Source organism: Ruminococcus sp. CAG:57, from assembly GCF_000435935.1.
Taxonomy (GTDB): Bacteria; Bacillota; Clostridia; order Oscillospirales; family Ruminococcaceae; genus Hominimerdicola; species Hominimerdicola aceti.
This window is the reverse complement of sequence record NZ_FR890711.1, coordinates 4,130-27,963: the sequence shown is the minus strand read 5'-3', so window position 1 is coordinate 27,963 and position 23,834 is coordinate 4,130. Positions and strand designations below refer to the sequence as shown.

Below are 23,834 nucleotides of genomic sequence, written 5' to 3'. Positions count from 1 at the left end.
TTTCAGGAAAATCTGACCATAAAAAATGCAGAGCCGTGTGACTCTGCATTAGTTCTATTCTTTTCTGTCGCTCTTGCGCTGATAGTAGACCGCTAGTATCGCTGTTATTGTGGCTGATATGCAAAATGCCAGCAGAAGCTTGTTGGATATTTTTCTGTTTATGAAATTCATTGTAGGGTTGAGTATATCCAATATCCAGAATACAATGAACATTCCCGCAAGTATTATCGTAATATGTGGGAGAATTTTGCTTAGTCTTTTCATTTTTATCCTCCTATATAGATAATGTCGCTGAGGTCACGTCCACCGCCGTCAGGAGCGTTCACAATGCTTTTGTTGAAGTACATCATAGCGGACTTTCCACCGTCAAGATTGAACGCAGACATACAGCCCTCATCGCTCATGATAGCCGCAAGCTCGCTGAGAGTTGCGCCCTTTGAGTAGCCTTCGTTTCTGCCGTCAACTGTCACGAAAATATAGTGGCCTGCCGACACACAGCCGATAGCTGAACGTGGATTTGCACTGTTGAGATATTTTGTTGTGTTGAACGTTTCAAGAACGTTTCCACTTCCGTCAAGAAGTGCAGGACCAAAGTTCCAAGCCTGCCATGCACCTTTTGCTATAACAGCGTCGCTGTCATATTCAGACGGGGAGTAGGTCTGCATTGTGCCGTCTGTGAACAGCACGCACACGTCTGCGTCGTTGACATAATCACGGTATTTTACACCGTTTCTTATAACGATACTGCGTTCTGAATTACCATAGAAATCACCGTTTATGGCGAAAAGAGCTTTGTTTTCCACCGCCATACTGAATACCGAGTCCTTGATGTTCTTACCGAATTCTCCGTCTGCAAAGGCGGCTTTTACCTCGCTTGCGCTTGTGACATAAACATCAGCTACAAAATAGGTTATCTTGTTGCTGCCCTCACCGATAGATTTTTTGTATACTGTCACCTGAGCATTGTCAGTTGAATCCGAGCCAAGCTCCTCAGAGGTTATGGCACCGTTTGTTATACTGCTTATAGCGTTCTGGTCTGAACGATAGTCGGCAGTGTCCTGATTGCCCCAGTTTCTGTGGTTCGTCTGCTCAGTACGCAGTGTGGTCGTAGCCTTTTCTGCCTGCGGAGCTGTTGTGGTAACTGCAGGCTCGCTATCGTCCTGCGCAGTGCTTTCTGCCTGCGAACTGTCAGCCGCATTTGGCAGGGTGAAGCTACCCTCTGCGGAGCTGTCAACTGTTGCGATCACTTCTCCCTTTACTCCTGAACTTTGCGGCATAACGTAGTCAAAAAGCATGAACACGCCTATCGCTGCCGCTGTAAGCACAACGTCCGTTATGATCATTGCCCAGACAGGCATTGGCTTTTTTGTCTTATTCGTCAATTTTTCTTTCCCTCTTTCTGAAAACGAAACTTTTTTGTGCCGCCCAGCTTATAAAGAAAAGCAGCACTTCTATAAGTATTTTGCTGATATATTTGTTGTGTATGAGATATTTCACACATAGCTCTAGCATTATTGTGTTTGCAGCTAGTATGAATGCGGCAAGCAGAAAGTATTTTGCGGCTGTCTTTGCAATGCCTTCCTTATTTTTAAAGACGAATTTTTTGTTCATGGAAAAGTTGAAAATGGAGCTTATCACTCTTGCACATATGTTAGAAAACGCTACGTTCCCGCTTATCATTGCGAAAATGCTGTAGCAAATATAGTCCACGCAGAAGCTAAGAAGTGATGAGCATGAGAATTTCAGTATATCCTTGTATATTCTCCATGAGTCTTTGATAGGATTAAAATGTGATGACTCGTTTTTGCCAAGGTAAACTGTTTCGATAGGCACTTCATAGAATATTATGCCTTCTCTTGCACATTCAAGTAGCATATTCATCTCAAACTCATATCTGTCACCGCTTACCGACAGCATAAAAGGTATGAGCTTTGAGGAAAAGCCACGCAAACCCGTCTGCGTGTCGCTTACCTTTACTCCTGCGGCAAATGAGAAAACGAATTTTGTGATGTTGTTGCCGAATTTGCTTCGCAGTGGTATCTTTCCCGAAAATCTGCGACAACCCATAATAAGCTTGTCAGGGGAGCTTTTCAGGGCTTCCGACACCCTTATTATATCCTCCACCTTGTGTTGTCCGTCTGCGTCCGCAATGACGATGCCCACAGTATCGGCTTCATGTTCTTTTATGTATTCAAGTGCGGTTTTTATGCCACGCCCCTTGCCTTTGTTTATCTCATGGGTGAGAACTATGGCTTTTTTTGCGGCTTCGGCAAAAATCGGCAGCTTATCCTTGCCGCTGCCGTCATTAATGACAATTATATGAAAATCGGTCAATGAAGATATATCGTCAATAACAGCCAGCATTTTTTCATCAGGCTCATAAGCGGGTATCACCGCATAAAATCTATCTATCGCCAAGATATCTTCTCCTTTCATTTATCGTATGGTCTAAGTATATCACATATGCTTTAAAATTACAATAAAACTTCTGAAGAATTTATACATAGTTTATCTGTCGAAATTTTGCGAAAATGAAATTGTGTCAGTATTATTGACAAAATAATAAAAATGTCGTATAATAAAAGAAACAATAAAAAATGTACAAATTAATTCAGCAAACGGAGGATTTGATTTCATGGAATATAGAGTTCTTGAAACACGTTCAGCCGATATTCTCACTAAGTACTACAATAACGAGATAGACAGCTTTCTTAATGCCTGCCATGAAGACATTCTGTGGATAGGTCCTGCTGAGAAGCATGTGATACGCACCAGAAAGGCGCTTGTTGATGCTTTTTCGCAAGAAGAACACAAGCTTGAATTTGTGCTCAGCGACCTAAAGGTGTTTTCCATAGGTCTTACGGAATGTTCCTGCGAGGTCATAATGTTTTTCATTTTGGATACGATTTGGCCTGACAGCAGTGTTGGGAGAGCAGATCAAAGGATACAGTTTACATGGGTGAGCGAGAACGGCGAAGAAAAAATAAAGCTTTGTCACATTTCCAATGCCATTAAATATGATGAACGTGACAGGATATATCCTGTACATTATGAAGAAATATACAAGAAAAATGTCTGTTCAGGTGAAAGGCGTACAAAGAGAGTGATAGTAAATGGCGTAGACAGGTCGCTTGTTTTTCTGGATAGGTCATGGATAGCTTATGTGGAAAGCAGCGGCAGTCACTGCGTCATATATACCATTGACGGCTCATTTGAATCAGTGCAGAGCCTTAAGGTGTTTGAAAGACGATATAGGGATATGTTTGTGCGCTGTCATGAAAATTATCTTGTAAATCCTGAATATGTAAGTCGCATAAGCCGTTACAGAATAGAGCTTACATATGGCAAGGTGATCCCTATTTCTGAGAAGAATTACACTGCTGTGAAAACAAAATTATCCCATATAACATAAAAACTGGTGAACATTTTGCGTGTTCGCCAGTTTTTTAGTCAGCATATTTTTTCTAAATTTCGCCGTATGGATTTTATTATCCGCTTTTCAAGTCTTGATATGTAGGATTGGGATATACCGACTTCATCAGCGACCTGCTTTTGGGTCATTTCTTTTTTGCCTGAAAGCCCAAATCGCATTTTCATTATCTGCTTTTCACGAGGGCAGAGCTTTTCGATCTCCTCCAGAAGAAGCTGTTTCTCAACTTCGCTTTCTATGCCCTTGTTCACGGTGTCGTCATCGGTGCCTAGAATATCGGATAAAAGCAGTTCGTTGCCGTCCCAGTCAACATTCAGCGGTTCGTCTATGGATATTTCATTTTTATACTGATTTGATTTTCTAAGAAACATAAGTATCTCGTTTTCTATGCACCGTGAAGCATAGGTCGCGAGCTTGATGTTTTTATCAGGACAGAAGGTGTTTACCGCCTTGATCAGCCCTATAGAGCCTATTGAGATAAGATCCTCTATGCCTGTGCCTGTTGACTCAAACTTCTTTGCTATGTATACCACAAGCCTGAGATTATGCACGATAAGCAGTTCTCGGGCTTTTTTCGGGTCTGTTTTAAGAAGCTCAAAGGCTTTTTTCTCTTCCTCTTTGTTTAGGGGCGGCGGTAACGAATCTGCACCGTTTAGGTAATCTATAGTTTCGGGGTCGTCTGAAAACAAACGGCTCAGAAATCTGTTCAGCCCTAGAGCGAGTGTTTTAAGTGTGGTCATTTGTATTCCTCCTGTATTATCCCAGCAATGCGGGGTTGAATATAGCCCGTGATTTTCCGTTCAGCGAGGGCTTTATGCCCACATAGCACCTGACGTTGTGTACACGGTCTTTATCGTCGATTATCTTTACGCTCCCTGCGGCTGTTATGTGGATAATTCCCTCACCGCTGACAGTAGAGCAGGGGATAAGCCTGAAACCGCTTAGAGGGTCAGGCTCGTCACGGTCAAGGTCGTAGTGATAGAAAAGCCTGTCACAGCAGAAAACCACCACTGGCGTTCCTGTGAAGCTGTCGCAAAGCCTGTTCCCGCTGTCGCATATGGCAGGGACTTTCACTATACAGCCACCATTTTCGTATATGGCTTCGTATTTTGCGACCCTGTTGAAACACCTGCGTGTGATGTTCTCATAAAGACAGAGCAGACCATATGCTATACCGCAGGCAAGGGCAAGCTTAAATAGAGAGATGTCAAAATACACAGTGAGGTTTCTGAAAAAAATCACCTTGCTCCCTGATATCTGCCAAAGGGTCACCACTATACCCGTGAAAACTGCGTCCACTGCACAGTATATGATAAAGTATCGAAGTAGTTGCCAAGGGTCTTTACACCCAAAGGCTATAAGCACTGTGAATACCGCACTGACAAGCTTTATCACCACAATAAGAACTGCAGTGAAATATCCTCTGCTGTCTATAGCCATAACAAGCGACGAAAGTCCTCCCACTGAGCAAGCTGTCAACAGCCGCAGCGGACTTATGACCTTGTGACATATCCTGCCTGCCGCTTCCAGCATGATAAGCGTCATAATGGCGTTTGTCACAAGGAGTATATCTATGTAAATTTTCATGGCGTTCCTCCCTTTGATATTATGATAGCACTGCTTGGATGGAAAAATTGTCGCAATGGGGACAAAAAAAGATCCGCCCTCCCGAAATGGGAAAGCGGATAGCTTATTTGATATCAAATTAGTCAGCAAAGAAAACTGAGAAAGCCTTATATGCCATATAAGTGTCTATCTTCGAGGTTATCTCAAATGGTGCGTGCATTGAAAGCACTGGTACGCCAACGTCGATAACGTTCATGTCAAGGTTTGCGATATACTGTGCGACAGTTCCTCCACCGCCGCCGTCTACCTTGCCAAGCTCGCCTGTCTGCCAAACGATGTTGTGTTCGTCAAAGAGCTTTCTTACTCTGCCCACAAACTCAGCAGAAGCATCGGAAGTGCCTGACTTGCCTCTTGCGCCTGTGAACTTTGTGGCAACAACGCCGTAGTTTATCTGTGATGAGTTTCTTATCTCGAACGGCTCTGAGAATGTTGGGTCATATGCCGCATTTACGTCTGCTGAAAGGCACTCGGAAGCAGAGATAACGTTTCTGCCCTCAAGTCCGTATACCTTTGCAAGGTCAGCAATGAAGTATGGCAGATATGAGCTGTTAAGTCCTGTGTTGCCGTCACTTCCTGTTTCTTCTTTGTCTGTGAGTATGGTCATGCAGGTCTTTTTAGGGTCTTTGCATTTGAGGATAGCCTGCAAAGCTGTGTATGCACAAACTCTGTCGTCCTGACCATAAGAGCCTACCATGCTTCTGTCAAAGCCAACGTCCTGTGCCTTGAATGCAGGAACAGCTTCAAGCTCTGCGGAAACGAAATCGTCCTCTACGATGCCGTATTTCTCGTTAAGGATAGCCATTATGTTGAGTTTTACCTTGTTTGAAACAGCGTCATCTCTGAATGGTCTGGAGCCTATGAGCAGATTAAGCTCCTCGCCCTTGATGAGCTGTGGAGCAGGTCTTTTCATCTGAGCGTCTGCAAGGTGCGGCAGGATATCAGTTACACAGAAAACAGGGTCGTCCTTGTCCTCGCCGATATTTACTGTAACGCTTTCGCCGTCAGCCTTTATAACAACGCCATGAAGTGACATTGGAACAGTTGTCCACTGATATTTCTTTATGCCGCCGTAATAGTGTGTTTTGAACAGGCAAAGCTCCTTGTCCTCGTAAAGTGGGTTCTGCTTAAGGTCAAGTCGTGGTGAGTCGATATGAGCGGCAGCAAGTCTGATACCCTTGTCAAGACCGTCCTTGCCCATAACTGTAAGTATGATAGCCTTTCCTCTGTTTACAAAATAGAACTTGTCGCCGGCGTCATACTTCTTGCCCTTTTCATAAGGCTTGAAGCCTGCTTTTTCAGCCTGAGCCACTGCCTCGATAACAGCCTCACGCTCTGTCTTTGCAGTGTTCAGAAAGCTTTTATAGCCCTCGCAGAACTTGTCTGCCTTTTTGAGTTTTTCTTCGCTAAGGCGAAGTCCACCGTTTTTCTTATCCGAAAGAAGCTTTTCTGCAAGCTTTTCGCCCTCGGACTTTTCTTTCTTCTTGTTATCCATTGTAAAGTCCTCCTTTTAATGTATTCTTATTGAAACTGCGTTACAATGGGCGGACACTGTTCGCCCCTGCGCATGGTTTTGCTTAACTGTTTTCTGTAATATCCCCATGACTGCTGAGTATATCCTTATAATTGTCATAGGCTTTGCGTATCTTGCGCACATAGTTTGAAGTCTGGTCATTTTCGTCAGGTATGTCGCTGACTTTGAAATTGTCAGGGTCAACAGTGCCGTTTTCTATCCAACTGTCAACAAGATTCATTCCGCAGTGATATGCTGCCGCTGTCAGCTCTACAGAGCCGTCATACTTTTCCATAAGATAGCTGAGATAATATGTGCCATATTGGATATTAAGTTCAGGGTCGAACATATCGTCATAGGTGTTGTCACGCTGATCGTCAAGGCGATATTTTATCCAATCGTATGCGTCCTCCATAAGCTGCATAAGACCTCTTGCACCCACTGATGAAACAGCGTCCTTATTAAAGCCGCTTTCCACTTTTATTACAGAGAACACAAGCACAGGGTCGCACTTGTACTTGGTGCTGTATCTTATTACATACTCCTCATAATCTGTAGGATATGAAAAAGAGTTCGGAATATCCTTTGCCTTGTTGATTATCTGCTCGTGATAAAGGTATGTGAGCCAGCCTATACCGCACAGCAGAAGTATGACTGCTATGAGTACGGGACCTTTTTTTATGTGCCTTTTCTTTTTACGCCTGCTGTTTTTTCCATTAGCCGCCATTATATCTTTCCTTTATTGTTTCTATGACCTCACAGGTCTTTTGGAATGTGTCATTCACAGAGCCGTTGTTCTCAATGACGAAATCGCTGTGAGCCTTGAAAAATTCCATAGTATGCTGAGAAGAAAAACGCTTTTTTGCAAGCTCCGCCGAAATGCCGTCCCTTTTGGTTATCCTTTCAAGCCTTATGCCAAAGTCTGCCACAACGCTTACGATAACACTGCAAAGCTTATCCGCACCTGCTTCAAAAAGGGTCGGTGCGTCAAGAAGAACAAAATCGCTCTCTGTAGCGTTTATCTTTTCGTCAATAAGCTTGTTTATAAAAGGGTATATGGTATCATTGAGCATTTGAAGCTTATTCTTATCTGAAAAAACTATCTCTCCAAGCTTTCGCCTGTCAAGAGAATAGTTCTCGTCAAAGCAGCTTGGGAAAAGCTTTGCAAGCTCTTTACAGCATTCGCTCCCTGCCTGTGTGACTTCTCTTGCGACTATATCGCAGTTTATTATCTCAAAGTCATTTTTTCTGAAAGCGTCCGATATAGTTGTCTTGCCTGCACCGCTTTGACCTGTAAGCCCTACTACTGTTTTTTTCACAGTTTCACCACCTGAAAGCCTGCGGCTCTTAAAAGTCGGTTATACACTGCAAGCCCCACGCCGTCCTTATTAGGGCAGCGTGCAAAAACTTTCTTTGCACCTATATCGTCAAGCTCTCTGAGAACGTCAAAAAGCTCTTTTGCCTGTTCCTCGTCATTTGCGCCATAGCAGATATGGGGTATATCAAGCCCCTCGCAATCGCTGTCAGTGAACACCATAAGTGTGGTGTCATTGTCAGCGTGAGTTTTCACATATTCTCTGAAAGCTTCAAGACTGCTGTCAATGATAGTCACATCAGCCTTTGGGGCATAGTGCTTGTATTTCATACCAGGTGAGCGAACTTTTACGTTCTCTCCCAGCTTTTCCAAAACGCCCTTGTCGATAAGAACGTTCGGGGTGATCTCCATAAGATCCTCGGCTGAGATAAATCCTGGTCTGAGAAGTCTTATTCCGTCCTCACCCTCAAAGCTTATAACAGTTGACTCAACGCCAACTCCGCAAGCTCCGCCGTCTATTATGGCAGGTATCCTGCCGTGCATATCGTTAAGGACGTGCTGTGCTGTTGTAGGCGACGGGCTTCCTGAAAGGTTTGCCGACGGTGCGGCGATAGGGAAGCCGCAGGCTGAGATAAGCGCTCTTGCCACCTTATGTGACGGCATTCTTATGCCCACCGTGTCAAGTCCTCCGCTCGTTACCATTGGTATCTTTTCAGACTTTGGCATTATCATGGTGAGAGGTCCTGCCCAAAATTTTTCTGCGCACTTTACAGCAAGGGGCGGTATCTTATCCACAAGTCCCTCAAGCTGAGAAATGTCAGATATATGCACTATTAGAGGATTGTCGGCAGGTCTGCCCTTTGCGGCGAATATTTTTCTTACAGCCGCTTCATCAAAAGCGTTCGCCGCAAGACCATATACAGTTTCCGTCGGCATACCAACGACTTCACCCTGTGAGAGCAGCTTTGCGGCATATGCTATGCTGTCCTCGTCAGTGCCCAGTATTTTTGTGTCAAACATTTTTTATTCTTCTTCCTGACTTGCAAGCTTGGCAGCCTGATCGGCTGTTGCAAGTGCGTCGATTATTTCATCAAGTGCGCCGTTAAGCACCTGTTCAAGTCTATAGATAGTAAGACCGATTCTGTGGTCGGAAATTCTTCCCTCAGGATAGTTGTAAGTTCTTATTCTTTCGGAACGGTCACCTGTTCCCACTTGTGAACGTCTGTTGTCTGCGATCTCCTTATTCTGTGCCTGAACTTTCTGGTCAAGCAGTCTTGAACGGAGAACTTTCAGAGCCTTTTCCTTGTTCTTGAACTGTGAACGCTCGTCCTGACACTCAACTACCATGCCTGTAGGCAGGTGAGTTATTCTGATAGCGGAAGATGTCTTGTTGATGTGCTGTCCGCCTGCTCCTGATGAACGGAAAACGTCTATTTTCAGATCTTTTTCTTCGTTAAGGTCAAGCTCCACCTCATCAGCCTCAGGGAGCACGGCAACTGTAACAGTAGATGTGTGAACTCTGCCCTGTGACTCTGTTTCAGGTACACGCTGAACTCTGTGTACTCCGCTTTCGTATTTCAGTCTTGAATAAGCTCCCTCGCCTGAAACGCTGAAAGTTATTTCCTTATAGCCACCAAGCTCTGTTTCGTTGGCGTTCATGACTTCTATGGTCCAGCCCTTTGAAGCGGCATACATTGAATACATTCTATAAAGAGAGCCTGCAAACAGTGCAGCTTCCTCACCGCCTGCTCCGCCTCTTATCTCTATGATAACGTTACGCTCATCGTTAGGGTCTTTCGGCAGCAGGAGAAGCTTAAGCTCTTCTTCAAGCTTAGCCATATCTTCCTTGGATTCTTCAAGCTGCATCTGCACCATTTCCTTGAAGTCCTTATCCATTCCGCCTGCGTCAAGAAGCTCGATGGCTTCGTCATTGGCAGCCTTTGCCTTTTTGTATTCACCGAACTTTTCAACTATCGGCGTAAGTGTCTTGTATTCTTTCATAAGGCTCGTATACAGTGAAGTGTTGTTTACAGTTTCAGGCTGCATGAGCTTTTCGTTTATTTCATTGAATTTATCTTCGAGTGCTTTGAGTTTTTCAAACATAGTTATATTCTCCTGTCATTTTTATTTCATATCATACATTTGTTATATATCATAAATTGTGAGAATAGCTATGACTCAGCCTCTCTGATAATAGTTTTTACGTTCTTTTCGGCTTTGCTGCGTACTATCATGAACTCTCGTCCGCAGCCCTCGCAGCGCAGCTTGAAATCCATGCCTGAGCGCAGAACTATCATTCTGTTACTGCCGCAGGGGTGACTTTTCTTCATTACAAGAATATCGCCTTTTACAATATCCATTTTGCACCACTTTCCTTTCATAAAAGGTGAAGCAGAGCGAATACTCTGCCCATACATCGTTATTATAACACATTTCTCCCTTTATTGCAATAGCGGAGAGGGCGGTTTTATTGCTGTACAAATATTATAGTCCATATATTTGATTTTTGTTGCATTGTTACAAAAATGACATTATAAGAAGCTGAATTTACAAAATGTTCATTGAATAGCTTTTGGAAAAGTGTTAATATTAGATTGTTCAAATTTGAAATATCTAATATTGGAGGTTTGACAATGAACGATAATATGACAACAGCAACGCATATGTTTGATCATTCAAAGAAGCTTGCGGAAGCATATGAAAAAGTCATGCAGCCCCTTTGTAAAAAGCTCGATATGCCAAAGACGGCGCTTGACGTGCTCATGTTCCTTGCGAACAATCCTGAGTTCAACACAGCGGGTGATGTGTGCAGATACAGGAATATCAAGGCGGCACTTGTGTCTTTCCATGTAGAAAAGCTTGTGGAAGCAGGCTTTGTTGAAAGGCAGGCGGTAAAGGGCGACAGAAGAAAATGCCGTCTGGTTTGCACAGAAAAGGCCCAGCCTGTTATAAAAGAGGGCAGGGAGCTACAAAAAAAGTTTGCACAAAAGCTTATCGCTGGCTTTTCGGACGATGACATGGCACATTTCAGAAAATGCCTGCATATCGTTAGCGACAATATAGACAGCATTCTTAAAGAATGTTTGTAGAAGGAGGTAGCAACTATGATAAAACTGCTTAAAAAGATGGGCAAGCGTGAGGTGCTTATGGCTGTTCTCTGTACGATCCTTGTGCTGGGACAGGTGTATTTTGACCTGACACTGCCTGACTATATGACAGACCTGACCATGATGCTCAACACGGCAGGCAGTGAAACTTCCGATATCCTGAACGTCGGACTTAAAATGCTGGGCTGCACCCTTGCAAGTGCCGCTCTTGCTATCGGCTGCGGCTATCTTTCCGCAAAGACTGCCTCAGGCTTCAGCTACACTGTAAGAGAAAAGCTTTTTAACCACGTTATGGATATGGGAAGCGAGGAGATGCAGGACTTTTCCATACCTAGTCTTATAACAAGGACAACAAACGACATTACACAGATACAGATGATAATATCAATGGGCTTGCAGATGATAATAAAATCTCCTATCATGGCGGTTTGGGCTGTTATAAAGATACTTGGCAAGAGCTGGGAGCTTTCAGCGGTGACTGCGGCGTTCGTTGTGGTGATATGCGTATTCGTTCTTGCAGTTATGGCGACCTGCATACCGAGATTCCGTATCGTTCAGAAGCTAACTGATAAAATAAACCGTGTGGCAAGAGAAAATCTCACAGGCATAAACGTTGTCCATGCTTTCAATGCTGAGAAATATCAGAACGACAAGTTCGATGTTCCAAGCAAGGATATGATGAACACACAGCTCAAAAACCAGAGAATGTTCGCACTTATGATGCCAGTTATGAATATCGGAATGAATGGTCTGACCCTTGCTATCTACTGGCTTGGAGCAGTGCTTATCCAGCAGATAGCCCTGACGGCTGTTCAGGACAGGATAACGTTTTTCAGCAACGTGGTGGTATTCAGCACATATGCCACATACGTTGTAATGTCATTTATGATGCTCGTTATGATATTCATGATGCTCCCTGCGGCTCAGGTATCTGCAGAGCGTATCAACGAAGTGCTTGAGCGTGACGTGAACATAAAAGAGGGAAGCGTCGGCGAGGGAAGAGAGCAGGGTACTGTTGAGTTCAAAAACGTTTCTTTCAGATATCCTCATGCCTCTGAGGACGAGCTGAGCAACATAAGTTTCAAGATAGAAAAGGGTCAGACCCTTGCCATAATCGGCGCAACAGGAAGCGGCAAGACAACGCTTATAAGCCTTATACCAAGATTTTATGACGCAACAGAGGGCGAAGTCCTCGTGGACGGCGTAAACGTAAAAAACTACAAGTTTGACACCCTTTATGACAAGCTTGGATATGTCACACAGAAGGCTGTGCTTTTTGCAGGAAGCATAAGAGAAAATGTTTTCTTTGGAGAGAGTGCCGCTCCTGAAACTGACGAGGAGCTTAAAAACGCTATCGAGCTTTCTCAGGCGGAGGAGTTTGTGAATAAGCTTCCTGACGGCACAGAGCATATGATATCTCAAATGGGCAGGAACGTTTCAGGCGGACAGAAACAGCGTTTGTCTATTGCAAGAGCGCTTTCAAGAAAGCCTGAGATACTTGTATTTGATGATTCTTTCTCAGCCCTTGATTACAAGACAGACGCAAAGCTCAGAGAGGGTCTTAACGAGAAACTTAAAGACACAACAAAGATAATCGTCGCACAGAGAATAAGCACTATCCGTCACGCAGACAAGATAATAGTCCTTGACCGTGGCGAAGCCGTGGGCATGGGTACTCATGATGAGCTTATGAAAAATTGCGACGTATACAAAGAGATAGCACTTTCACAGCTTAGTGCGGCAGAGCTTGCATAGAAAGGGGGACTGCACAATGAGAAAATACGAAAAGTCTAGTAAGGGCGAAATGGCGTCCGCTATGAAAAAAATAATAGAGTATATGAAAGGCAGTGTAGGTATCGTTGCCGTGGCATTGGTTCTTGCGGCGCTTGGTGCGGTGCTGACTATTATAGGGCCTGACAAGGTGGGCGAGATAACCGACCTTATAGCAGACGGACTTATGACAGGCATTGACCTTAAAGCGGTGGCAAGGGTAGGAATTTTCCTTGGAGCGATATATATTTCAAGCTCGCTTTTTACCTTTATTCAGCAGTATATAATGGCGACAGTCACCCTGAAAATGTCATACAGAATGAGAAGCGACCTTTCAAGAAAGATAAACTGCGTTCCACAGAAGTATTTCAACTCACATTCACAGGGTGATATACTCAGCCGTATCACAAATGATGTATCAACTTTACAACAGGGTCTTACAAACAGTCTTCCGACCATAATCAGTGCAGCGGCACAGTTTGTGGGCTGTCTTATAATGATGTTCGTTACAGAATGGCGACTTGCACTCATCTCACTGTTCATCACATTTTTGGGACTTTTCCTGATAGTTTTCATAATGTCAAAGTCACAGAAATTCTTCCTTGACAGACAGGAAAGCCTTGGCAAGCTCAACGGCTATGTTGAGGAGATGTATTCAGGTCACGAGGTAGTAAGGATATCCCGTGGAGCAGATAATGTAAAGAAACATTTTGGTGGACTTAACGAAGCTGTATACAACGCAAACTGGAAGTCACAGTTTCTGTCAGGCATCATGCAGCCGCTTATGAACGTTATCGGCAATCTTGCATACGTTGCAGTATGCGTTTTCGGCTCAATGCTCGCCCTTAACGGCACTATCACATTCGGCGTAATAATATCGTTCATTCTTTATGTAAGACTTTTCACATCACCTCTTGGTCAGATAGCTCAGGGCATGACAAATATGCAGACAGCTTCCGCCTCAGCTCAGAGAATATTTGACTTTATCGAAAGCGAGGAACTTCCAGACGAGAGCGACAAGAGCAGTGAAATGCCTGAGGTAAAGGGCAACGTAAGCTTTGAAAATGTTCGTTTCAGCTATCCTGATACTCCTGACAAGGTGATAATAAAGAACTTTTCCGCAGAGGTAAAGGCAGGTCAGAAGGTGGCTATCGTCGGACCGACCGGTGCAGGTAAGACCACAATGGTAAATCTGCTTATGAGATTTTTTGAGATAAACAGTGGAAGTATCTCCATAGACGGCACTCCTATCTCACAGCTCAGCCGTGAAACTGTCCACAATATGTTCAGCATGGTTTTGCAGGACACATGGCTTTTTGAGGGCACTGTAAGAGAAAACCTTGTATACAACATGGAGGGCATAAGCGACGAGTCCCTTGAAAGAGTGTGCAAAGCCTGCGGTCTTGATAAGTTCGTTCATACGCTCCCTGAGGGCTTTGATACTGTGCTTTCTGAAAGCGTGGCAATATCCGCAGGACAGAAACAGCTTCTCACTATCGCAAGGGCAATGCTCCAGAATGCGCCTATGCTCATACTTGATGAAGCAACATCTTCTGTCGATACGAGAACGGAGCTTCTTATCCAAAGGGCAATGGATAAGCTTACAAAGGGCAGAACGAGCTTTGTTATCGCACACAGACTTTCGACTATCAAAAACGCAGACCTGATACTTGTTATGCGTGACGGCGACGTTATCGAAAGCGGAAACCATGAAACTCTTATGGCAAAGGGTGGATTTTATGCCGAGCTTTATAACAGCCAGTTTGATCAGGCTTCATAAAGCAGGCTTTTATATGCAAAGCACACGGCTTTTACGGCTGTGTGCTTTGTGCTTTTTTTACTAAAATGGGTGTGACAGTGGTGTGGCTGTATTGAAAAATGACAATAAAGTGTATTTTATTTCTTAAAATCAGATATTTCACTTGACTAATCCGTATTAAAATGGTATGATAAATATGTATTTTTATAAAATATATTATTTGCAGAAGGATTGATATATAATGAAAACACCATTTATAACCAAGGAAAAGGCTGAGGAGATAATCAAGCAGTATCCTACACCTTTTCATATCTACGACGAAAAGGGTATCAGACAGAGAGCCAGAGATCTTTACAAGGCATTTAGCTGGAACAAAGGCTTCAAAGAGTATTTCGCTGTAAAGGCTACTCCTAACCCATTCATTTTGAAAATACTCAAGGAAGAGGGCTGCGGCGTTGACTGTTCTTCTCTTACTGAGCTTATGATGAGCGACTGCTGCGGATTCAGCGGAAGCGACATCATGTTTTCTTCAAACGTTACTCCAAAGGCGGATTTTCTCAAGGCAAGAGAGCTTGGCGCTTATATCAACCTTGACGATTTCACTCACATAGATTATCTTGACGACCTTTGCGGTATTCCTGAAACTATCTGCTGCCGTTTCAATCCGGGCGGACATTTCGAGATAGAAACTCAGATAATGGACAACCCTGGTGAAGCTAAGTACGGCTTCACAAGAGAGCAGCTTTTTGAGGGCTTCAAGATACTTCAGCAGAAAGGCGCAAAGCATTTCGGACTTCACGCTTTCCTTGCTTCAAACACTGTTTCAAACGCTTATTATCCAAAGCTTGCAAGAATACTTTTTGAGCTTGCTGTTGAGCTTCATGAAAAGACGGGTGCAGACATCAAGTTCGTAAACCTTTCAGGCGGTGTTGGCATAGCATATGAACCTGACAAGCCACAGAACGATATCTTCGCTATCGGCGAGGGCGTTCGCAAGGCATTTGAGGATATAATGGTTCCTGCTGGTCTTGGTGACGTTGCTATCTTCACAGAGCTTGGCAGATATATGCTCGCTCCATTCGGTCATCTCGTTGCTACCTGCACACATCACAAGCATACTTATAAGGAGTATGTTGGACTTGATGCTTGTGCCTGCAACCTTATGCGTCCTGCTATGTACGGTTCATATCATCACATTACAGTTCTTGGCAAGGAGAACGCTCCATGCGACCACAAGTATGATGTGACCGGCGGCCTTTGCGAGAACAACGATAAGTTCGCAATCGACAGAATGTTGCCTGAGATAGACACTGGCGATATAATCGTTATCCACGATACAGGCGCACACGGCTTCTCAATGGGTTATAACTACAACGGAAAGCTCCGCTCAGCAGAGATACTTCTCCACGAGGACGGCTCATTCGATATGATAAGACGTGCCGAAACTCCTGCTGACTATTTCGCAACATTTGATTTCACTGATATTTTCGATAAATATACAAAGAATAACAAGTAATGACGCTTAGATCCACAGGGAATTTCTCTGTGGGTCTTGCTGTTTTTGGGCGTTTGGTGAGCAAATATTAAAAAAATCGGAATTTATGTGATTTTTGCTTGCAAAATAGTATGAGATGTAGTATAATATTAAATTGAATTGGTGTATTTTTGCACCTAAGGCGTTGCCTTAATATTAAGAAAGGTCAGGGATTATATATGGATTTGAACATGGTCAAGTATCTGGCAGAGCTTAGCAAGCTGGAATATTCCGATAAAGAGCTTGCAGCCACAGCCGAGCAGATGACTGATATTATTGATCTTATGGATACCGTAAAGGAAATCTACATTACCTATGACGATCTCAAGGACAATCATGATGTTTACCTCAACGATCTGAGAAAAGACGAGGTCATCGAATCTATGCCTACTTCAAAGGTCCTTTCAAATGCAGTGAATACAAACAACTGCTTTGTAGTGCCTAAGGTCGTAGAGTAAATTTAACAGGAAGGTAGTGTGAAATTTGGACGTTTCTTCAATGAAAATCCGTGATATGCGTAAGGCTCTTGACAGTAAGGAAATTTCCGCTAAAGAGCTTGCACAGACATATTTTGAGAGAATAAAGAAATATGACGATAAGGTAAAGAGCTTTATCACTGTTACTGAGGAAAAGGCTCTGGAGCAGGCTGAAAAGGCTCAGGGCGTTATCGATAAGGGCGAGGCAAAGGCTCTCACAGGTATACCTGTGGCAGTAAAGGACAATATTTGTACAGAGGGCGTAAAGACCACTTGTGCGTCAAAAATGCTTGAAAACTTTGTTCCGCCTTATAATGCGACCGTTATGGAAAAGCTCGACGCTGAGAATATCGTAATGCTCGGCAAGACTTCCATGGACGAGTTCGCAATGGGAGGCTCTACACAGACCTCCGCTTTTGCAAAGACAAAGAATCCTTATGATCTTGACCGTGTACCTGGCGGCTCATCCGGCGGATCTGCTGCGGCTGTCGCTGCGGGACTTGCTCCTGTTGCTCTTGGTACTGATACAGGCGGATCTATCAGACAGCCTGCTGCTTTTTGCGGCGTAACAGGTATCAAGCCAACATACAGCAGAGTTTCAAGATTTGGTCTTGTGGCTTTCGCATCATCTCTTGACCAGATAGGCTCTATCGGTCTTGACGCTCATGACTGCGCTATCCTTCTTAACGAGATATGCGGCTATGACTTCCATGACGGCACAAGCTCAAAGCTTGAAGTGCCTGACTTCACCGCAAAGATAGGCGAGTCAATGAAGGGCATGAAGATAGCACTCCCTAAGGAGTTCTATGCAGAGGGCATCAATGATGAGGTAAAGGCTGCCGTTTTAAAGGCTGCTGAGGAATATAAGGCAATGGGCGCTGAGCTTATCGAGTGTTCTATGCCGTCGCTTAAGTATGCTGTTCCTTGTTATTATCTTCTTGCCTGCGCTGAGGCGGCTTCAAACCTGTCAAGATATGACGGTATCAAGTATGGTCACAGAACGCTCACAGCCGACAGCTATGAGGAGCTTATAATCAAGTCACGTTCAGAGGGCTTCGGCGAGGAAGTAAATAGAAGAATACTTCTTGGAAACTACTGCCTGTCAAGCGGATATTATGACGCTTATTATAGAAAAGCAATGGCTCTCAGACAGCTTATAAGAAAAGAATACAACGATATATTCGAGAAGTGCGACGTTATTCTTACGCCGACAACTCCTGCTGTTGCATACAGCCCTGAGATGACTTCCGACCCTGTTCAGATGTATCAGGCTGATATATGCACAGTTACAGTAAATATTGCAGGTCTGCCTGCAATATCAACTCCTTGCGGCTATGACAGCAAGGGTATGCCTATCGGTATGTCTGTTATAGGCAGAAAGTTCGACGAGGCAACTATCATCAAGACTGCCGACGCATATGAAAAGGGCTTCAAGCCTGTTGCGCCAAAGCTTTAAGGGAGGTAAGACAAATGGAAAAATGGAGAACGGTCATCGGCCTTGAGATCCACGCCGAGCTGCTTACCAAAACTAAGATCTTTTGTAACTGCTCCGCTGAGTTCGGAGGTGCGCCAAATACAAGATGCTGTCCTGTATGTACAGGTATGCCTGGTACTCTGCCTATCATCAATCAGCAGGCTGTAGAGTATGCTGTAAAGGCAGGATATGCGCTCAACTGCGGCATCAATAAGTTTTCAGTATTCGACAGAAAGAACTACTTCTATCCTGACCTGCCAAAGGCATATCAGATATCACAGCTTTACAGACCTATCGTAGGTCCTGGATATGTGCCTATCGAGGTGAACGGTCAGAAGAAGAACATCAGAATAAACCATATCCACCTTGAGGAAGACGCCGGTAAGCTCGTTCATGACGCTTTCAACGGAATCTCAATGGCTGACTATAACAGATGCGGTATCCCGCTTATCGAGATAGTTACTGAGCCTGATATAGCTTCAGCAGAAGAAGCAATGGCTTTCGTTGAGCAGATATCTCTGCTTTTACAGTATGCAGGCGTTTGCGACTGTAAAATGGAGCAGGGCTCACTGAGATGTGACGTTAATATCTCTCTTATGCGTCCTGACGCTACTGAGTTCGGCACTCGTGCGGAGATAAAGAACATCAACTCTATCAAGTCTGTTGGCAGAGCTATCAAGTATGAGGAAAAAAGACAGGCGCTTCTTCTTGAAGCAGGCAAAAAGGTCGTTCAGGAAACAAGACGTTACAACGCAAACAGAGATAAGACAACTTCAATGCGTACAAAGGAAAACGCTAACGATTATCGTTATTTCCCAGAGCCTGATATTCTTCAGGTAAACCTTACAGACGCTCAGCTTGATGAGATAAAGGCTAAGCTGCCTGAAATGCCAAGCAGCAGATTCAAGAGATACACTGAGGAATACGGTATTTCTGAGATAGACGCAAAAACGCTTATCCAAACAAAGATAATCTCAGATTTCTTTGAGAATGCACTTAAGAGATATAACAATCCTAAGAGCGTGGCTGTGTTCATTCTCGGCGAGTTTATGAGAAGAGTAAATCTGGGCGAGATAGATATAAACAATATCAGCTTCACACCTGAGGAGTTCGCTGAGCTTGTTGAAATGGCTGATACAGAGAAGGTATCAAAGAACGACGCTAAGACCGTGTTCAGAGCAATGGTAGAAGAGGGCGGCAAGCCTATGGACATTGCAAAGAGCAAGGGTATGATAATCACTGTAGATACTGCAAAGGTTGAGGCAGGCGTTGACGAGATACTCGCTGCAAATGCCGCACAGGTAGAGCAGTATAAGAACGGTGAAACAAAGGTATTCGGCTTTATCATGGGTCAGTGTACAAAGGCTCTCAAGGGCGTTGCTACACCTAAGATAATCAAGGAAATTCTTGAAAGCAAGCTGAAAGCTGCCGCTGCAAGCGTTGCTTCTGACGCAGAGAAGAAAGAGGACGTAAAGGACAACGTTATCGACACTTCAAAGCTCACGAAGTATGAGAACGCTGATAAGTATGTACCTGAAAATGACGGCAAAATGCTTATGATAGATACGGCTGACGTCAAGAAAGAGTTTATGCTTGCTGACGCTAAGGCTAACATGGGCAAGGAAGTTGAGTTCTCAGGCTGTGTTCATAGAATAAAGAACATGGGCAGCATTGCGTTTATCGTTGTAAGAACCTCAAGAGATGTTATACAGACAGTTTACTCTGCCGACAACTGCAAGGATTCTATAGAGGGTCTGAGAGAGGGCTTCTTTGTAAACGTAAAGGGTATCGTCAAGGAAAACCCTAAGGATTTCAATGGTCTTGAAATAGAGCTTAATTCTATCAAGCTTATCTCCACAAACGCCGCTGAACTGCCTTTGAAGATATCACAGGGCAGACTTAACTGCACAATAGAAGTAAATCTTGACAACCGTGCCGCATCGCTGAGAAACCCTTATGAGAGAGCTATATTCAAGCTCCAGGAGGGTCTTGTTCAGGGTATGCACAAGTTCATGCAGGCAAACAACTTCACTGAGATACACTCGCCAAAGATTGTTGCTCAGGGTGCTGAGGGCGGCGCTAACATTTTCCGCCTTGACTATTTCGGCAAGTCTGCGTTCCTTAACCAGTCACCGCAGTTCTATAAGCAAATGGCTGTGGCATTCTTTGACAGAGTTTATGAGATAGCACCTGTTTACAGAGCTGAAAAGCACGCTACTTCACGTCATATCAACGAGTATATCGGTCTTGATTTTGAAATGGGCTATATCGACAGTATGTATGACGTTATGAAAATGGAGATCGCAATGCTCAAGTCCATTTTCGAGTATATCAAGGAGAACTATCAGAACGAGTTGAAGATACTTGACGCTGATGTTCCTGAGATAAAGGAAGTTCCGTCTATCAAGTTCGCTGACGCTATCGAACTGCTGAGAGGCGGCGAGGGAAGCGGCAAGAAGTTCGACCTTGACCCGGAGGACGAGGTAAACCTCGGCAAGTATGCCAAGGAAAAGTACGATTCAGACTTTATCTTTGTTACACACTTCCCATCATCGAAGCCTCCGTTCTATGCAATGAACTCCAGAGAAGACCCAAGAGAAGCATACAAGTTTGATCTGTTGTTCAGAGGACTTGAAATTACTTCGGGCGGTCAGAGAATACACGATTATAACGAGCAGGTAGAGAAGATGAAGGCTCAGGGACTTGACCCTGCTGACTTCAAGAACTATCTTGAGGCTCACAAGTATGGTCTGCCACCTCACGGTGGACTTGGTATCGGTCTTGAAAGACTTCTCATGAAGCTTCTTAACAAGAACAACATCAGGGAAACATCACTGTTCCCAAGAGATATCAACAGACTTCTTCCATAGTCTGCAAATATGTTTACCAAGAACGGACGGTTTTTCTGTCCGTTCTTTTTTTTCTTTTGAATACTGATTGAATATTTGTCCAATAAGAATAGTATAATTCATTGATGACTTATTCGGAGGACTGATATTCTTGAAAAAAATTCTTACTTTACTTATGTGCTTTGTGACCCTTTGCTCCTGCGGAGGTGAGGTAAATTCTCAGAGGGACAGGCTTGTGACTATGGAAAAAGCATCGGTGATACCTGTGTGCGGAGAGAAAAACTACACTGATGCGGAAACGTCACACAAGCTTAATTATACTGTGCAGAAAGCTATATGGATATCCTATATTGACCTTGCTGATATGCTCACCGGGAAAAGTGCCGAGGAGTTTCGTGAGAACTTTTCTCAGGCGTGTGAAAATGCTTTGAGCATAGGTTGTAATACGCTGTATGTTCACGTCAGACCTTTCGGGGACGCTATATATGACTCGGAACTTTATCCTGCATCAAGATATATAACAGGCATGGCAGGGGAGCAGGGCGGCTTTGACCCACTTGAAGTCATGATACAGACCGCACATGACAAGGGACTGTCTTTTCACGCATGGATAAACCCTCTCAGGTGTGAGAATGAGGAGTGTTTTCAGAATTATGACGATAGCTTTCTTCTGAAAAAGTGGTATGACGAGGGCGACGGCTACCTGGAACAGGTTGATGACGACAGCCATTTGTGGCTCGATCCTGCTTATGATGAGGTAAGACAGCTTATAGCAGAGGGTGCAGCGGAGCTTGCAGAAAATTATGATATTGACGGCTTGCACTTCGACGATTATTTTTATCCCACAACGGCTGAGGACTTTGACGCACAGTGCTTTTCTGCCCAGACGGAGTTTGATGATCTTTCACAGTGGCGGCTGAACAATATCTCCCTTATGGTGGGGGAGATATACAGTGCGGTAAAAGCAGTGGATAAGGATATCCTCGTGGGAGTTTCACCTCAGGGAAATATGGAAAATAACTATGAGTATATGTACGCTGATGTGAAAAAGTGGTGTAGTGAGGAGGGGTATATAGACTACATTTGTCCGCAGATATACTTCGGTTATGAAAATTCTGTCAAGCCTTATGAGGACACCCTACAGCAGTGGGCTGATATCTGCACAACTGATGTTACGCTGGTGGCAGGTCTGGGAGTATATAAGATAGACAGCGAGAGTGAATTTTCTGAAAATATCGGCATTATCGGCAGGCAGATAAATGACGCTGTAGTTAGTTATAACTACGCAGGAGCGGCGGTCTACGGCTATGCAAGCTTGTTTGGTGGCAGTGATAGAGGTGTTCAGGAGCAGGAGTGTATCGAAATTGCTTTTGATAAACTTGATACATCTGTAAAATGATATGTGATATATAAATTATGGTATGTTAAATGTAAACAAATTGTGATATATTATTATAAAATTTATGGAAGTAAACAAAAAACTATTGAAATTTCTTTTTAAATATAGTATAATGTTATATGCTGTAAGGCGATAATAGAAAATGTTTTTGTATTATTTGCCTAAAACAATATTATTTTGCTAATTATTCAGGGAGGGATTTTAGTGTACAAAATCGTAACAAGAAGACAGCTCAACGACGCTGTTGTTCTTATGGAGATCGACGCACCTTACATTGCCGCTAAGGCTGAGGCTGGTCAGTTCATCATCTACAGAGTTGATGAGAAGGGCGAGCGTGTTCCGCTTACTATCGCTGACTATGATAGAGAAAAGGGCACGATCACAATTATTTTCCAGGTAGTAGGTGCATCTACAACTGAGCTTGCAAGACTTAATGAGGGCGACTATATCCATGACGTTGTTGGTCCTCTCGGCGTTGCTACAGAGTATGACGAGGGTATCAAGAGAGTTGCAGTAGTAGGCGGAGGCGTTGGTTGTGCTATCGCTTATCCACAGGCTAAGAAGCTCCATAACATGGGCGTTGAAGTTGATCTTATCGCAGGCTTCAGAAGCAAGGATATCGTTATCCTCGAGGACGAAATGGGCAAGGCTTCTTCACATCTTCATATCTGTACAGACGACGGTTCATACGGCTATCACGGATTTGTTACAAACAAGCTTCAGGAGCTTATTGACGGTGGTGCTAAGTTTGACGAGGTTATCGCTATCGGACCAGTTCCAATGATGAAGTTCGTTTGCAAGGTAACAAAGCCTTATGATATCAAGACTCTCGTTTCACTCAACCCTATCATGATCGACGGCACAGGAATGTGCGGCGGATGTCGTGTAACTGTTGACGGCAAGATCAAGTATGCTTGCGTTGACGGTCCTGACTTTGACGGTCAGAAGGTAGATTTCGACGAGCTTATGAGAAGAAACTCAACTTATAAGGAGCAGGAAAAGGCTCACTTGTGCAGACTTACTGGAGGTGTAAGATAATGGCTAATATGAGTTTGACAAAGACTCCTATCGCAGAGCAGGAGCCAAAGGTAAGAGCTAGAAACTTCAAGGAAGTTACTTTGGGTTACACCCCTGAGCAGGCTATAGAAGAAGCTCAGAGATGTCTTAACTGCAAGCACAAGCCTTGTATGACAGGATGTCCTGTAAGCGTTAGGATTCCTGAGTTTATCGCAAAGGTAGCAGAGGGCAAGTTTGAAGAAGCTTATGCTATCATCAAAACAACAAATGCTCTGCCGGCTGTTTGCGGACGTGTATGTCCACAGGAGCATCAGTGTGAGGGCAAGTGCGTAAGAGGTATCAAGGGTGAGCCTGTTGGTATAGGCAGACTTGAGAGATTCTGTGCAGACTATATGATGGACAAGGCAGTTGCAGTTGAAAAGGCTGAGCCAAACGGTCATAAGGTAGCTGTTGTCGGCGGTGGTCCTTCAAGCCTTACAGTTGCAGGCGACCTTGCTAAGCTTGGTTATGACGTAACTATCTATGAGGCATTCCATACAGCAGGCGGCGTTCTTATGTATGGTATCCC

Annotated in this window: 22 protein-coding genes; 11 read left to right on the top strand and 11 right to left on the bottom strand. The window is 44.0% G+C overall.

The window, feature by feature from the left end; genetic code table 11:
• Positions 1-54: 54 nt before the first annotated feature.
• From QVO88_RS04295 to QVO88_RS04285, 3 genes are read right to left on the bottom strand one after another with little or no spacing between them, the layout of a single operon-like run.
• Positions 55-264: a hypothetical protein gene (locus tag QVO88_RS04295; RefSeq protein WP_022287294.1), complete on the bottom strand. Its 210-nt coding sequence runs from the start codon at positions 262-264 to the stop codon at positions 55-57.
• A 2-nt stretch (positions 265-266) separates the two neighbouring features.
• Positions 267-1,382 carry a phosphodiester glycosidase family protein gene (locus QVO88_RS04290; RefSeq protein WP_022287293.1) on the bottom strand — a complete coding sequence of 372 codons (1,116 nt, stop codon included), beginning with the start codon at positions 1,380-1,382 and terminating at the stop codon, positions 267-269.
• Positions 1,372-2,418, bottom strand: a complete 1,047-nt coding sequence (locus tag QVO88_RS04285; protein ID WP_022287292.1) for a bifunctional glycosyltransferase family 2/GtrA family protein — start codon at positions 2,416-2,418, stop codon at positions 1,372-1,374. The genes QVO88_RS04290 and QVO88_RS04285 overlap by 11 nt, the downstream gene beginning before the upstream one ends.
• Positions 2,419-2,635: 217 nt before the next feature.
• Here QVO88_RS04285 and QVO88_RS04280 point away from each other — a divergent pair, with 217 nt between their 5' ends.
• Positions 2,636-3,412, top strand: a complete 777-nt coding sequence (locus QVO88_RS04280; RefSeq protein WP_022287291.1) for a LytTR family DNA-binding domain-containing protein — start codon at positions 2,636-2,638, stop codon at positions 3,410-3,412.
• Positions 3,413-3,450: 38 nt separating this feature from the next.
• Here the strand turns inward: QVO88_RS04280 and sigE are convergent, their stop codons facing one another.
• From sigE to QVO88_RS04240, 8 genes are all read right to left on the bottom strand, one after another.
• The gene (gene sigE, locus QVO88_RS04275) at positions 3,451-4,170 is read right to left on the bottom strand and encodes an RNA polymerase sporulation sigma factor SigE (RefSeq protein WP_022287290.1); all 720 of its coding nucleotides are present in this window, start codon (positions 4,168-4,170) and stop codon (positions 3,451-3,453) included.
• A gap of 16 nt (positions 4,171-4,186) precedes the next feature.
• On the bottom strand, positions 4,187-5,017 hold the full coding sequence (locus tag QVO88_RS04270) for a sigma-E processing peptidase SpoIIGA (protein WP_022287289.1): 831 nt from the start codon (positions 5,015-5,017) through the stop codon (positions 4,187-4,189).
• Positions 5,018-5,135: 118 nt separating this feature from the next.
• Entirely contained in the window at positions 5,136-6,548 is a 1,413-nt protein-coding gene (locus QVO88_RS04265) for an aminopeptidase (RefSeq protein WP_022287288.1), read from the bottom strand.
• A gap of 82 nt (positions 6,549-6,630) precedes the next feature.
• Positions 6,631-7,293, bottom strand: a complete 663-nt coding sequence (locus QVO88_RS04260; protein ID WP_022287287.1) for a lytic transglycosylase domain-containing protein — start codon at positions 7,291-7,293, stop codon at positions 6,631-6,633.
• Positions 7,283-7,885, bottom strand: a complete 603-nt coding sequence (gene coaE / locus QVO88_RS04255; protein ID WP_022287286.1) for a dephospho-CoA kinase — start codon at positions 7,883-7,885, stop codon at positions 7,283-7,285. Before coaE ends, QVO88_RS04260 begins: the two co-directional genes overlap by 11 nt.
• On the bottom strand, positions 7,882-8,901 hold the full coding sequence (locus QVO88_RS04250) for an L-threonylcarbamoyladenylate synthase (protein ID WP_022287285.1): 1,020 nt from the start codon (positions 8,899-8,901) through the stop codon (positions 7,882-7,884). Before QVO88_RS04250 ends, coaE begins: the two co-directional genes overlap by 4 nt.
• A gap of 3 nt (positions 8,902-8,904) precedes the next feature.
• Positions 8,905-9,984 carry a peptide chain release factor 1 gene (gene prfA / locus QVO88_RS04245; protein ID WP_022287284.1) on the bottom strand — a complete coding sequence of 360 codons (1,080 nt, stop codon included), beginning with the start codon at positions 9,982-9,984 and terminating at the stop codon, positions 8,905-8,907.
• A 68-nt stretch (positions 9,985-10,052) separates the two neighbouring features.
• A complete protein-coding gene (locus QVO88_RS04240) occupies positions 10,053-10,241 on the bottom strand; it encodes a DUF951 domain-containing protein (protein WP_022287283.1) in 189 nt (62 codons plus the stop codon).
• A 273-nt stretch (positions 10,242-10,514) separates the two neighbouring features.
• Here QVO88_RS04240 and QVO88_RS04235 point away from each other — a divergent pair, with 273 nt between their 5' ends.
• The 10 genes from QVO88_RS04235 to QVO88_RS04185 form a co-directional block, all read left to right on the top strand.
• Complete coding sequence (locus QVO88_RS04235; RefSeq protein WP_022287282.1) at positions 10,515-10,970, top strand: MarR family winged helix-turn-helix transcriptional regulator; 456 nt, start codon at positions 10,515-10,517, stop codon at positions 10,968-10,970.
• A 15-nt stretch (positions 10,971-10,985) separates the two neighbouring features.
• Positions 10,986-12,743 carry an ABC transporter ATP-binding protein gene (locus tag QVO88_RS04230; protein ID WP_022287281.1) on the top strand — a complete coding sequence of 586 codons (1,758 nt, stop codon included), beginning with the start codon at positions 10,986-10,988 and terminating at the stop codon, positions 12,741-12,743.
• Positions 12,744-12,759: 16 nt separating this feature from the next.
• Positions 12,760-14,538, top strand: a complete 1,779-nt coding sequence (locus QVO88_RS04225) for an ABC transporter ATP-binding protein (protein ID WP_022287280.1) — start codon at positions 12,760-12,762, stop codon at positions 14,536-14,538.
• Between the two features lie 220 nt (positions 14,539-14,758).
• Positions 14,759-16,033: a diaminopimelate decarboxylase gene (locus QVO88_RS04220; protein WP_022287279.1), complete on the top strand. Its 1,275-nt coding sequence runs from the start codon at positions 14,759-14,761 to the stop codon at positions 16,031-16,033.
• A gap of 197 nt (positions 16,034-16,230) precedes the next feature.
• Positions 16,231-16,509 (top strand): Asp-tRNA(Asn)/Glu-tRNA(Gln) amidotransferase subunit GatC, encoded by a 279-nt coding sequence (gene gatC / locus QVO88_RS04215; RefSeq protein WP_022287278.1) that lies wholly within the window; start codon positions 16,231-16,233, stop codon positions 16,507-16,509.
• Between the two features lie 40 nt (positions 16,510-16,549).
• Positions 16,550-17,983, top strand: coding sequence for an Asp-tRNA(Asn)/Glu-tRNA(Gln) amidotransferase subunit GatA (gene gatA / locus QVO88_RS04210; RefSeq protein WP_022287277.1), 1,434 nt, complete (start codon positions 16,550-16,552; stop codon positions 17,981-17,983).
• Between the two features lie 14 nt (positions 17,984-17,997).
• Positions 17,998-20,871, top strand: coding sequence for an Asp-tRNA(Asn)/Glu-tRNA(Gln) amidotransferase subunit GatB (gene gatB, locus QVO88_RS12290; RefSeq protein WP_022287276.1), 2,874 nt, complete (start codon positions 17,998-18,000; stop codon positions 20,869-20,871).
• 130 nt (positions 20,872-21,001) lie between these two features.
• Entirely contained in the window at positions 21,002-22,249 is a 1,248-nt protein-coding gene (locus tag QVO88_RS04195) for a glycoside hydrolase family 10 protein (RefSeq protein ID WP_022287275.1), read from the top strand.
• A gap of 204 nt (positions 22,250-22,453) precedes the next feature.
• A complete protein-coding gene (locus QVO88_RS04190) occupies positions 22,454-23,287 on the top strand; it encodes a sulfide/dihydroorotate dehydrogenase-like FAD/NAD-binding protein (RefSeq protein WP_022287274.1) in 834 nt (277 codons plus the stop codon).
• Positions 23,287-23,834: NAD(P)-binding protein (locus tag QVO88_RS04185; protein ID WP_288177769.1), on the top strand; the 548-nt coding region annotated here is incomplete at its 3' end. The genes QVO88_RS04190 and QVO88_RS04185, both read left to right, overlap by 1 nt.